The following is an 11,970-nucleotide window of genomic DNA, read 5'->3' on the forward strand; positions in this document are numbered from 1 at the left end:
TTCCGAGGGGAGCCGGAGAAATTGTTGCGCCCTCGTGGGAGAGGTGCCGATCCGGGCCGGCTATGCCGCGGCAAACGGGCCGGGAAAATTCCGGCCCATGCAGGGCTTGCCCGGCCGCCGAACCGGCCATGTGGTCAGGGGCTCTTCGGCGAAGTGATCGGGCTCGAACCGGGCAGGTCGACCGATTCGTCCGGGGGGCTCTTCAGCGAAGCGATGCCGTCCGGGCGGACACGTTGGCCGTCAGGCGCCGCAGGCTGGCCCGGGTCCGCTCGAACTCCTCCGGCTCCAGTCCCATGGCGTCGCCGATCGCGGCCGGGATGGACCGGGCGCGCTCCCGGAGGGCGGCGCCCTTGTCGGTCAGGGTGATCCGTACGGTGCGTTCGTCGTCCGCCGCGCGGTCGCGGCGCAGGAGGCCGGCTGTCTCGAGCCGTTTGAGCAGTGGGGTCAGGGTGCCGTAGTCCAACTGGAGGCCGGCGCCGAGTGCCTTGACGGGGACGTCGTCGTCCTCCCACAGGGCGAGCAGGACGAGGTACTGCGGGTAGGTCAGGCCCAGTTCCTCCAGCAGGGGGCGATACAGGGCGGTGACGGCGCGGGACGCGGCGTACAGGGCGAAGCACATCTGGTCGTCCAGGAGCAGGGAGAACTCCTCGGCGGCCGCTTCCGGCTGAGAGGTCATGGCGGTTCCATCAGGTGGGCGGGAGGCAGGGTGGAGGCCCGGCCACGCGACAGCATATTTCGCCACTGACAAAATTTCAACGTCCACACTTAGCTTGTGTACAAGGAAATTGCGCGCTAGGTTTCCTCGTGTTCAACGACGAAGGAGAGCCGCCATGAGCACGAACGTCACGCCTGTCCTGGAGCCGGCCGCCGCCGCGTTCGCCCAGGCCACCGCCAACCCGCCGTATCTGTTCGACCTGCCTCCCGTGGAGGGCCGCAAGGCGGTCGACGAGGTGCAGTCGAGCGAGATTGCCAAGCCCGCCGTCGATGAGGAGTGGGTCACCGTCCAGGGCGGGCCGACCGGCAGCGTCCGGGCACGCATCGTCCGGCCCCAGGGCGCCACGGGCACGCTGCCCGTCGTTCTCTACATCCACGGCGCCGGATGGGTCTTCGGAAACGCGCACACCCATGACCGGCTCGTCCGCGAGCTCGCAGTCGGCGCGCACGCCGCCGTGGTGTTCCCCGAGTACGACCTGTCGCCCGAGGCGCGCTATCCCGTCGCCATCGAGCAGAACTACACGGTCGCCAGGTGGATCGTCACCGACGGGGCGGCCAAGGGGCTGGACACGGCGCGGATCGCGATCGCCGGCGATTCGGTCGGCGGCAACATGACCGCAGCCCTGACCCTGATGGCCAAGGAACGCGGCGACGTGGCCTTCGTCCAGCAGGTGCTGTTCTACCCGGTCACCGACGCGTCGTTCGACACCGAGTCCTACCACCAGTTCGCGGAGGGGTACTTTCTGCGCAGGGACGGCATGCAGTGGTTCTGGGACCAGTACACGACCGACCCGGCGCAGCGCGCCGAGATCACCGCCTCGCCGTTGCGGGCCACCGTCGAGCAGCTGAAGGGACTTCCCCCGGCGCTCGTCATCACCGGCGAGGCCGACGTGTTGCGCGACGAGGGCGAGGCGTATGCGAACAAGCTGCGGCAGGCCGGGGTGCCGGTGACCGCCGTGCGCTTCCAGGGGATCATCCACGACTTCGTGATGCTCAACGCGCTGCGGGAGACCCACGCCGCCGAGGCCGCCATCAACCTGGCCGTCGGCACCCTGCGCAGCGCGCTCGCGTGACGGTCGGTGTGGTCAGAGGTCGAAGCGGACGCCGGTGAGGCGTTCGCTTTCGGCCCATAGGAAGGCACCCTCGGCGGGGTCGCCGGCCCCGTCGGGCAGCGCGACGGGGCGCGGGGTGCCGGAGGTCTGGTCGCGGCCGGCGGGGCCGATGAACTGGCCGCTGCGCACGTCGGGGCTGGTGCCGGCATAGAGGGACGGCCACGCGGCGCCCTCGGGTGAGCCCAGGAGGAGGCGTGAGGCGATGGCCACGAACGCGCGCGCCAGCGGGCCCTCGCTGTGGCGCTGCAGGTTGGTGACGGCCGATCCGGGGTGCACGACGACGGCTTCGACGGTGGTTCCGGTCAGCCGGCGGGCCAGCTCCTGGGTGAAGGCGACGTTGGCGCGCTTGGACTTCGCGTAGGCGGTCATGGCTCCGTAGCTGCGCTCGCTCATCAGGTCGGCGAGGCGGCCGCTGCGCCAGGTCGCGGCGATCGCGCTGACCGTCACGATGCGCGCCGCACGTGAGCGGCGCAGTGCCGGCATGAGTCCGGCGGTGAGGGCGAAGTGACCGAGGTGGTTGGTGCCGAAGGTCAACTCGAAGCCGTCGCTCGTGGTGCGGCGTTCGGGCACGTTCATGACGCCGGCGTTGTTGAAGAGCAGATCGATCGTCTCGGTCTCCGCCACCCGGGCGGTCGCCGTCCGGATGGACGCGAGGCTGCCGAGGTCGACGACGGCCGTGTCGAGCCGGGCGTCGGGCTGGACCTTGCGGATCTCGGCGACCGCCTCGTCGAGCTTGTCCTGGTTGCGCCCGGCCAGGATGACCCGAGCGCCGTGCACGGCGAGCACGCGGGCGGTCTCGAGCCCGATGCCGCTGTTGCCACCCGTGATGAAGGCGGTGCGTCCGTGCAGGTCGGCGATTGCTTCCGGGGTCCAGCGAGCGGTCCGGGTGGTGGCGGTCATGACACCCTCCAATCGAGTGAACATTCATTCAGTAAAGCGACTATGGCACGGCTGCGTCCGAGTTGTCAAATGAACGTTCATTAAGAACAATGGAGGCATGAGGACACGCGATCCGGAGACCAAACGGCAACTGCTGCTCGAAGCCGCGCTGGCGGAGTTCGCCGAGTACGGCGTCGCCGGGGCCCGCGTGGACCGGATCGCCAAGCGGGCGGGGGTGAGCGCCGGCCTCGTCTACTCCTTCCACGAAGGGAAGGAGGGCCTGTTCGAGGCGGTGTACGACGCCGTCGTCCAGCAGGCGGTCGCCGGCATCCCGATCGACGCCGACGATCTCCCGGAATACGCGGGACGCCTCTATGACGCCGGGCTGCAGCACCCCGAGGTGATGCGGTTCATGGGCTGGTACGCCCTGGAGCGCGGCGACACCGGAGTACGACAGGTCGTCGCGGAGGCGATGGCCGAGAAGGTCGCCGCGATCGAGGACGCGCAGCGGCGCGGGGTCGTCAGCGGCCGGATGGACGCCGGGCGCCTTCTCGCGCTCATCCTGGCCGTCGCGAACATGTGGCAACGGCAGGGGGAGGACGTTCGATCGCTCGCTTCCGAGGAGGAACGCCGGTCGACGGTCGTCGAGGGGGTCCGGCTGCTCGTCACCCCGTGACGCGGGCGCTCAAGCGGAGAGCGCCCGCCCCGGAGGACGGGCGCTCCCGTGTCAGCCGCGCAATGTCAGCCGCCCAGTGTCAGCCGCCCAGTGTTAGCCGCGCAGTGCGGCCATGTTGGTGTAGCTGAGTGCGGAGTACTGCAGGGACTGGCCCGGGTTGGCGGCGTTTCCGGGGGCGTTGTCCTGTTCGTACATCGGGTTGTGGTAGCCCTTGGCTCCCATCTGGGAGAAGAAGGCGGTGTAGTCGATGTCGCCGGTGCCGAAGGGGACCATGTCGTAGCCGTTGCCGGTGGCGGGGTTGTACTTGCCGTCCTTGGCGTGGAACAGCGGGAAGCGCGTGGTCTGTGCCTGCACGACGCCGAGCGGGTTGAAGATGCTTTCCTGCACGGAGCCGTCGGGCGCGGTGAAGGTGCGGTATCTGAACTGGGCCACGTGCGCCCAGAAGATGTCCATCTCCAGCCAGACGTTCTCGGGGTCGGTGATCTGGAGGAAGTACTCCAGGCGGCGGATGCCCGAGGAGCGGGTGGGGCGGCCCTGCGCATTCAGCGGCCCGGAGTCCAGCAGGAAGCTGTAGGCCACGTCATGGTTGTGGGTGTAGAGCTTGAGCCCGGCGGCCGAGGCGATCAGGCCGAGTTGGTTCCACTTGTCGGCGGCCAGATCCCAGTCGGCCTTGTAGGCGCTGCCGGTCGGGTCGTTACCGGTGCCCACATGGCCGAAGCCGAGGATGTTGGCGATCTCCAGGTGCAGTTTGAACCGGTCGAGGTCGGCCGGGGTCAGCGGCCAGGAGCCGGGGATGAAGCCGTGGTTGCCCTCGGCCTCCAGCCCGTTGTCGTCCAGCCACCCGCGCAGCAGCCGGGCTCCCTCGACGGTCTCCAGGTTGGCGCCGCCTTCGCTGTTGGCGTGCTGGGAGTACCCGGCGAACTCCACCTGCTTGTAGCCGATCCGGGAAAGCTCCTCCAACACCGGGCGGAACCCGGAGGGCAGGGAGGTCGAGCGCGGATCCCGGGAGATCGCGTCACGGACGGTGTAGAGGATGATGCCGCGCTTGCCCGGCGGCACCAGCACGCCGTTGGAACCGTTGCCGGCCGCCTGTGCGGCCGAGGCGAGCGGGCCGACTCCTGCGACGGCCGCCGCCGCCGTGAGTCCTGTCGTGGCTGCAAGAAACTGACGTCGGTTGAGGCCTAACCCGCGGCGCAGGGCGCCGGCGGTCTGCATCTCTTCTTCGTGTGCAGTCATCGTCTTCGTGACTCCATAGGGTGGAACGAATCGCTTGGTCCCCCGATGACTCCGCGGTGACTCCCTTCTCAGCGTCAGGCCGGATCGCGTAGGCGGCTCACATCGCTCCCGTCGGCCCGTTGCGGAGATCTTGACCTGGAAGTTACGCCCCTTTTGTCGCGAGGGGAAGAAGTTCTGTCCACATTGATGGATCTTTGGTCCAAACGCGCACAAAGTGTCAGGCTGGTGGGGTCGAAGAGAGTTGGCTCGTGGCCAGGTGCTTTTTTGCAAGGGAGATGCTTAGCGTGTCTCCATGAGCGGAAACCCTCTGGGCGAGTTCCTTCGTGCTCGGCGGCAGCTCACCGTTCCCGGGCAGGTCGGGCTCGTCGACTGCGGCGTCCGCCGCAGGACGCCGGGGCTGCGCCGCGAAGAGGTGGCCACGCTGGCGGGAGTCAGCACCGACTACTACGTACGGCTTGAGCAGGGCCGGGAGCGTAATCCGTCGGACCAGGTGCTCGAAGCCCTGGCGCGGGTCCTCCAGCTCGAGCCTGCGGCCGTCGAGCATCTCCACAATCTGGTGTGCTCCCGGGCCCACAAGAACACGGCCGCCCAGATCGATCGGCTCAGCCCGGAAATCGCTCAGTTCCTGCACGGGCTCGATCATGTCGTGGCGTTCGTGGTGAACCGCCGGTTCGACGTCCTGGCGATGAACCCCCTGGCCGCCGCCCAGTTCAGGGGGCTGGAGGGCAGCGACAACCTGATGCGGCTGCACTTCCTCAGCCCCGACGGACGGGAGTTCTACCGCGAATGGGAGAAGGAGGCCCGTTCCAAGGTGGCACAGCTGCGCGCCGCGGCCGGACCGGTGTGCGACGACCCGTCCGTGCTGGACCTCATAGAAGAGCTTCGCAACGGGAGCGAGGACTTCCGCCGGCTCTGGGCTCGCCATGATGTGCTCATCAAAGCCCACGAATCCAAGGAGCTCCACCACCGTGTGGTCGGCGACCTGACTCTCTGGTCGGAGTCGTTCACGATCAACAGCGCGCCCGGCCTGCAGCTCATCATCGGACAGGCCCAGCCCGGCAGCCCGTCCGCGGCCGCTCTGGCCAGGCTGGCCGCTCTCGCCGCCGCCGACATGTAGACGTCCGGGGCCGGCTCCGCGTCACCCTGCCCCGCGTCCCACTACGACGTCGGCAAAACCGTCAAACGAGACCGCACCATGACCCGTCCTACAACCACGCATAGGTTAAAAATCAAGCTAAGCGGGAGCACACAGATACCGGTACAGCTCACCAGCGATCGCCTTGGCGAGACCGACGGGGACGGCGTTACCGATTTGGCGGGCGATCTGGATCTTGCTGCCCACCCACTGGTATTCGGGCGGGAAGCCTTGAAGCAGGGCGGCTTCCAGGTGGGTGATCGGGCGGTCGGCCTTGGGGTGGAGGTAGCGACCCTTCTCGGGCTTGTAGAACTCCGTGCGGATCGTGACCGAGGGCCGGTCCCACCAGAGGCGACCCATGACGTCGCCGGAGCCGTTCCGGTGGTTGATCCAATTCTCGGTGGACAGCTCGTCTGGCAGGGAGCGGCGGTTTCCGCCCTCGGGGATCGCTCGGTAGCGCTTGAGCGAGAGTTCTGTTGGATTGCGCCCGATGTGAAGATCCGTGGTGCTGAAGGTTCCGGGCAACGTCGTACCGAGGAAGCTGCAGGTCCGGTCAAGGAGATTGGTGGTCTGGGTCTCCGGGGGGGTCGCGCTGAAGACCACGCTGGACGGGACCCAGTCGTCGAGAGGCGTGAAGAGTGTGCCCTCGCCGCCCTTCTTGTCCGGCTTCCGATGGGTGGGTTGAGGGTGTTCAAGCGGCTTGCGCGAGGGATGGGAGGCCACAAGATCTCGGTGGGTGGCTAGGACGATCACGCGCCTGCGCGTCTGCGGAACGCCGTAGTCGGCCGCATTGAGGAGCTTCGTTTGCAAGACGTACTCCTCCAGCTCGCCACCCGAGCGGGTGGAGTCCGTGAGCAACTCGTACTCTCGCGACCGTAGGAACCGGTCCACGTTTTCGATGACGAAGATCTTGGGCTTAAGGGCGAGGACTACTCGGACGTACTCCTTCCAGAGTTTGTTCCGGGGGTCGTTCGGGTCCTCCTTGCCCAGTCCAGAGAAGCCCTGGCAGGGCGGGCCACCGAGGATCACGTCCACGGTGGAATCCACGTCCTTGGGGTTCCACTTGGCAATGTCACCGGCGTGGATGTGGTCGGTTCCACCGGCTTCCTCGGCGAAGTTCGCCGCGTAGGTTGAAGCCGCCGCGATGTCCCACTCCACCGCGCCGACGGTGCGGAAAGCGCCGGGCTTGAACGTGTGGAACCCCTGGGTCAAACCTCCGCACCCCGCGAAGAGGTCAACGATGTTTATGGGGTTGGTGGTGCGGGCGGTCATGAGCGTCAACCTTATCGAGGTCAGCCGACCAGTGCTGCAGCGATTTGTCGGCCTATGGCCTCGGCGAGCGGGGGCGGGAAAGCCTGGGCGACCTGTTTGTAGCGTGCGGTCTTGCCTCCGGTGACGATCCAATCGTCGGGCAATCCCTGCAGTGTCATCACGTGCTCGACGGTCAGTTTGGGTATCCCATCCCGGCCGAGTTCCGGGTCGAGGACGAAGTTCACCTCAGGGACGTCGTTGCCGAGGCTGTGGGCGTTCACGGCCAGTTCCATCCACTGCTGCTTGGTTCGGGTGGGGCCGAGGTCAGCGCCGCCGTGGGTTTTCGATCCGCCCACGATCGTCGGTGCCACGCGGTTGGCCAACGACGCCCAGGCATCCGCAAAACGCCAACCCTTGCTTGCCATCGAGTCCCGAAGTACCTGCCCGACCGTCGCGCCGGGCCCGTGAGTCGGCGAAGGCCACATGAAGCGGGCGAAGTCGTCCGGGCGCATCGCGACCAACAGACAGCTGCGCCTGATTTGTGGCACACCGAAGTGCTGAGCATCGAAGACGTTCCATTCCCAGGAGTAGCCGAGGTGTTTCAGTTCGGCCTCGACCTCCTCTCGGACCTGTACGAACTTCGGGGACAGCAGCGATGGTGTTGTCTCCAGGAGGATCGCCCGAGGCTGCAGCTCTATCGCGAGGTATACCGCCGCGGCTAGCAGGTCTCGTTTGTCCTTGGTGCCCTCCTGCTTGCCGGCAATGGAGTACGGAGTGGACGGGACGCCGCCGGACAAGAGGTCGACGGTCGAGATGCGATGGTCGGCTCCGACGAACTGCTTGAAGTCCATCTCCAACACGTTCCAACCGGGTCGATTGGCGCGCAGCGTTCGACAGGCGTGAGGGTCGTTGTCGATCACGGCAACCGGATCGAATCCTGCCCGCTCCAGGCCGAGTGCTTGTCCACCGACCCCTGCACCGATCTCCAGGCCGGTGAACCGTACGCCCACGTGTGCATCTCCTTGATCCGGATTTGCCGAGAATACGCGATCCGTCTGCGGATCAAGCGCCCCAGAACTATTCCGGCATTGCTCCAGCGCTTGGGCTTTCGGTGAAGAGCTGCGTGAAGAGCCTGGCCAGGGAATCCACCGAGGTGGATCTCGTCCGCCCGTCCGAAGGCCCGATCGGCAGTGAGTCGTAAGGAACCAGCACGCCCGTCAACTCCTCGATCCAGTCGCGATAAGCGTCCACGTCCCTGGTGCTGTCTGGCGCGAGCGCCTCATAGGACAACGTGCTACCCGCGGTATTCACCACCTGGGCGAGCGTGTTGACCTGTCGTCCGGTACGGATCACCTCGGCGGCGAGCAGTCTGATGATCGCCTGGGCGGTCGGCCTGTGAAGGATGACGTCGAGCCTTAGCACCGTGTTCAAGACATCCTGATTACTGCAGGCCACCACGACCGGTCCATAATCCGGCCCATCTCGGAACAGTTCAGCGGCCCACCACAATCGGGCGAACGCCTGCGAATGAAACGCCCCAGAAAAACGGGCACGGGACACGATTGGGGGATTTCCGCGGCTCAAGTGCCGCCAATAGACATAATCAGGAGCCAACCGTAGGGCCAGATAGTTCCAGATTCGCGAGTCCGAAGCCTGCCGACGGGTCAATCGCAACGTCGAGTGCAGGATCGGAGCCAGCCAAGCGTCGGCCGAGGTCCGCTCCGACGGTGTGAAACGCTTCATCGCCTCGTCGAAAAGTTGTCGTAGCGGCTCGGCCTCCCACAAAGCCGGCTCCGAGATCTGATCGATTGCGGCAATCGGCAGCGGCTCGCTGTTCTCCAGCACGCCAGTGGTGAGGAACCTCATAGCGGCCTCGTCGGGCAACAAGCTCACCGTCGTGTTCACTCGTCCTCCGGCAAGGTCTTCTCCAGCGATCGGATGAAGCCCCCCAGGCTTCGCGGCATGCGTGCCTGTTTGGCCGCGGCATGTAGTACGCGCGTCTGGATCCCGCCTACGCCCCGGTTGACGATTTCCCGAAGCGCATCGTCCAGCGAATGATCGGGGAAGAGGTCGGGCAGCATGCGTTGGAGCACGAGACCACGCCAACCTTCTGGCCACTCACGGCTACCGACGCGATGAGCCGCCTCGTTGAAGAGCGCGGTCCACATGTCCACCGCGATCTGTGCCGCCAGCGCTTCGCGTATGGGCCGCTCCGCGGCTTTGGGGCTTTCGAGTACGGCACGCAGTCCGTCAAATCCGCTGTTCAGGTTGAGCACGGCCGCCTCGTCGGTGGTGCTCACCATCCAGGGATCGCTCTTGCACCAGACCAGTTCAGGATCCTGGGCGAAGTTCACCCAGCGCGTCTGGATGGATTCCCGCTGTGTCGCCCCCCGAGCTTGGAGATCCACGGTCCAGGGCTGCCCGACGGCCGCGATCACGCGACCGGGCACATCATCTACCGTCGCCACGAGCTGACCGGAGACCTGGACCCGGCCGAAGTGATCGTCACGGTGGAGTTCCATCTCGCCGGTCCATTCACCGGGCTGCCTCATCATGAGCTTCACGGCCGAATGCATGTTGGTACGTCGTTCCGACGCCGTGGCCAGGAAGGCCAGGCTGAACCAGGGACCCGTGTCCAGTTCGTGTCGCGGCGCAATCACATGGAGCATCAGTCGTACGACATTCCAGTCCTCGCGATCGAGGAGATGCAGCGCAACCGTGTGGTCCGGTTCCGAGATCATTCCGTACGGCAACGCCACATCGTCGAGCCGAACCTCGTGCACGGTCATGGTGACCTCGCCGACCAATACCGGATAAGGCATGATCTGCTTCATCGGCTGGCATCCTTGGCTTGGACCAGGTCAACCTCTGCGATCGCCATTTGACCGGCCACGGGGTGGCTGGCCACATCGCTCACACCCGTGAAGACCGCGGACCGCTCGCGGGCGGCAAAGAGCAGCACGTCGCCGCTCACCTCGCAATTCGACTCGGCGGAGAGTTCGGCCCAACGAGCTTCGGGCTTGGGGCCGGAGCGGGTGGCGAATCGGAGCAACGGTCGGAGCACCCAGGGATCTTCCCGCTCCGGCAGCTTGATCTCCACTCTGATCCGCCATGCGCCCTTTTGGTCGACTTGGCCGGTCGCGCTCTTGACGGTCGGATAACCCTTAGTGCGGGGCAACGGTATGGGTTCGAGGCTGGTCAAGTCTCGCAGGATGGAGGGAGCGCCCTCCTGCTCGACTGGTTCGGCGGGTTTCACGGCGCTTCGAACCATGGCGAAAATCGTCTTCCGGAACTCCTTCAGCCTGGTAGTGGCTCCTCGTGCATAGGTAGAAGTCAGGTCTTCGGTGGCCTTCCAGTCGTTGTGCTCGGGCGGCTCGGCGGCCCGTAGGAATGCTTCGGCAGCATTGTCGGCGGGAAGCTCGGCATTCGTTGCGATCCCGGCAAGCAGCACAGCCTGGAACTGAGTCGAACCAAGGGGCAGCCCGGTGACGGGCCGATCGAACACGGTCATTCTGGTGCCGCGCATGCCGACCAGCCGATTGGGTTTCTGGTCGCCCTCGGCCGCCGGCGTCACCAGCAGCACTGCTCGATGTTCGATCGGAACGGCGCCGGCCTGGGTCTTGCGTGGTGGCACGGTCAGTGGCACGGACAGTTCGACGACGTCATCGGCCTTGGTGAGCTGCGACACTGTGGTCCGATCAAGGAATGCCCGGACGGCACGTGCCCGCGCGGGCTCGTAGTGGTACGGGTCCACCCGCTCTTCGGCCACGACGACCTGGCCATCGCGCAGTGCCTCCACCGAAGCTTCCACCATGGGTGCCCGGCCGCGACCGGCGACCATGGACGCCCAGAAGTCGGAGGCCAGGCCGCGGACGAGGACTGTGTGCATCTCTTCGAGAGTGCTTGCCTCGCCGGAAGGATCGTGCGCACCGACGATCAGGAAGCTCGTACCGGGGTCGGCACTGCCCCGGGTGAGATACAGCTCTTCGACCGTGCGCTCTCCGGCCCACCAGGACCGGGCGGCGGACTCTCGCTTGGGATCGCGGTTGCCGAGCCATGCAGGTCCGGCGTATTGGACGCCGTCCAGCTCATGCCAGGGGAGATCAATGCGACCGATCATGCGGCGCTCACGCCGGTCCTCGTGAGGATCGGAGAGCGTGCTGTTCACAATCACCAGACCGAATCGGCTGGCCCCCCAGATGGTGGCCTTCCCCAGACCGAACGACCCGCCGGCGGGACCCTTCTTGTGGCTGTCGAGTTGCCTGCGGACCACTGCGGCGAAGCGGCCGTCGTCGTACTCCGGACCGGTCAGGCCGTTGGCGTTGTAGTCGTCGATGCGGAGCAGGAGCAGCTTGCCGGTTTCTCGGAGTGTATGGAGGCCATCGGCGAGCATACGGCCGACCTTCTGCTCCGAGCCGCCGGCCGCCTCGAGGTGAGGGACAAGGTCATCCCATCGGATGGCCTCCTGCAGCCTGCGCAGACGTTCGCCGGTGATCTCATGCAGGGTGAAGCGCATCCGGACCGGTCTAGTTCCGTCATGGCGTTCGTCCAGGCTGTTCTGTGTCGCTTCCCTGGCGGTGATCGCCAGGGAAGAGTCGAAGGCGAAGGCCGCCGCGTTTCCCAGCTCTCGGCCACCGTCAGAGTGCGCCAAGCGGTGGTGCCAACTGACGTAACCACTGGACTCGGGAGCCTCGTCCCGTGTGGTCGAGGAGCCGGCGGCCAAGTCGAGGATCTCTTCAATCAGTTTGACCTTGTCAATACGGGGAGTCGCGCGGCCGGTAATCCAGGCTGAGACCGCCGCGCGAGTCACGTCCAGGGCGGTGGCCAGATCCGACTGGCTCATGCCCTTGCGGCGTAACTGTCTGCCCAGCCATGCCCCGAATGCCTCCGGGTCTCGGGCGATGCCGTCACCGTCCTGCGTCATCGCGAGGTTTCTCCAGGTGAAACGGGGTTTGTTTGACGCCTCA

11 protein-coding genes are annotated in these 11,970 nt (G+C 66.2%); 3 read left to right on the forward strand and 8 right to left on the reverse strand.

The annotated features are described in order from the left end of the window. Window positions 1-202: 202 nt before the first annotated feature. Window positions 203-676, reverse strand: a complete 474-nt coding sequence (locus tag Pth03_RS05160; RefSeq protein WP_203942959.1) for a MarR family winged helix-turn-helix transcriptional regulator — start codon at window positions 674-676, stop codon at window positions 203-205. A 154-nt stretch (window positions 677-830) separates the two neighbouring features. Here Pth03_RS05160 and Pth03_RS05165 point away from each other — a divergent pair, with 154 nt between their 5' ends. Next, window positions 831-1,787: an alpha/beta hydrolase gene (locus Pth03_RS05165; protein ID WP_203942960.1), complete on the forward strand. Its 957-nt coding sequence runs from the start codon at window positions 831-833 to the stop codon at window positions 1,785-1,787. Between the two features lie 12 nt (window positions 1,788-1,799). Here Pth03_RS05165 and Pth03_RS05170 read toward each other — a convergent pair whose 3' ends face one another. Further along, window positions 1,800-2,726, reverse strand: a complete 927-nt coding sequence (locus Pth03_RS05170) for an oxidoreductase (RefSeq protein ID WP_203942961.1) — start codon at window positions 2,724-2,726, stop codon at window positions 1,800-1,802. Window positions 2,727-2,823: 97 nt separating this feature from the next. Between Pth03_RS05170 and Pth03_RS05175 the strand changes: the two genes are divergently transcribed. Beyond that, window positions 2,824-3,381 carry a TetR/AcrR family transcriptional regulator gene (locus tag Pth03_RS05175; RefSeq protein ID WP_203942962.1) on the forward strand — a complete coding sequence of 186 codons (558 nt, stop codon included), beginning with the start codon at window positions 2,824-2,826 and terminating at the stop codon, window positions 3,379-3,381. Between the two features lie 93 nt (window positions 3,382-3,474). Here Pth03_RS05175 and Pth03_RS05180 read toward each other — a convergent pair whose 3' ends face one another. Next, window positions 3,475-4,617, reverse strand: coding sequence for a sugar phosphate isomerase/epimerase family protein (locus tag Pth03_RS05180; protein ID WP_203942963.1), 1,143 nt, complete (start codon window positions 4,615-4,617; stop codon window positions 3,475-3,477). Window positions 4,618-4,909: 292 nt separating this feature from the next. Between Pth03_RS05180 and Pth03_RS05185 the strand changes: the two genes are divergently transcribed. Beyond that, a complete protein-coding gene (locus tag Pth03_RS05185; protein WP_203942964.1) occupies window positions 4,910-5,734 on the forward strand; it encodes a helix-turn-helix transcriptional regulator in 825 nt (274 codons plus the stop codon). Between the two features lie 117 nt (window positions 5,735-5,851). Here Pth03_RS05185 and Pth03_RS05190 read toward each other — a convergent pair whose 3' ends face one another. The 5 genes from Pth03_RS05190 to Pth03_RS05210 form a co-directional block, all read right to left on the reverse strand. After that, entirely contained in the window at window positions 5,852-7,024 is a 1,173-nt protein-coding gene (locus Pth03_RS05190; RefSeq protein ID WP_203942965.1) for a DNA cytosine methyltransferase, read from the reverse strand. A 20-nt stretch (window positions 7,025-7,044) separates the two neighbouring features. Further along, window positions 7,045-8,013: a DNA cytosine methyltransferase gene (locus Pth03_RS05195; RefSeq protein ID WP_239118766.1), complete on the reverse strand. Its 969-nt coding sequence runs from the start codon at window positions 8,011-8,013 to the stop codon at window positions 7,045-7,047. A 67-nt stretch (window positions 8,014-8,080) separates the two neighbouring features. Continuing rightward, complete coding sequence (locus tag Pth03_RS05200) at window positions 8,081-8,908, reverse strand: DUF6339 family protein (protein ID WP_203942966.1); 828 nt, start codon at window positions 8,906-8,908, stop codon at window positions 8,081-8,083. Then, complete coding sequence (locus Pth03_RS05205) at window positions 8,905-9,837, reverse strand: hypothetical protein (RefSeq protein WP_203942967.1); 933 nt, start codon at window positions 9,835-9,837, stop codon at window positions 8,905-8,907. The genes Pth03_RS05200 and Pth03_RS05205 overlap by 4 nt, the downstream gene beginning before the upstream one ends. Beyond that, the gene (locus Pth03_RS05210; RefSeq protein ID WP_203942968.1) at window positions 9,834-11,927 is read right to left on the reverse strand and encodes a helix-turn-helix transcriptional regulator; all 2,094 of its coding nucleotides are present in this window, start codon (window positions 11,925-11,927) and stop codon (window positions 9,834-9,836) included. The genes Pth03_RS05205 and Pth03_RS05210 overlap by 4 nt, the downstream gene beginning before the upstream one ends. Window positions 11,928-11,970 lie beyond the last annotated feature (43 nt).

The sequence above is a fragment of the Planotetraspora thailandica genome (assembly GCF_016863335.1).
Classification (GTDB): domain Bacteria; phylum Actinomycetota; class Actinomycetes; order Streptosporangiales; family Streptosporangiaceae; genus Planotetraspora; species Planotetraspora thailandica.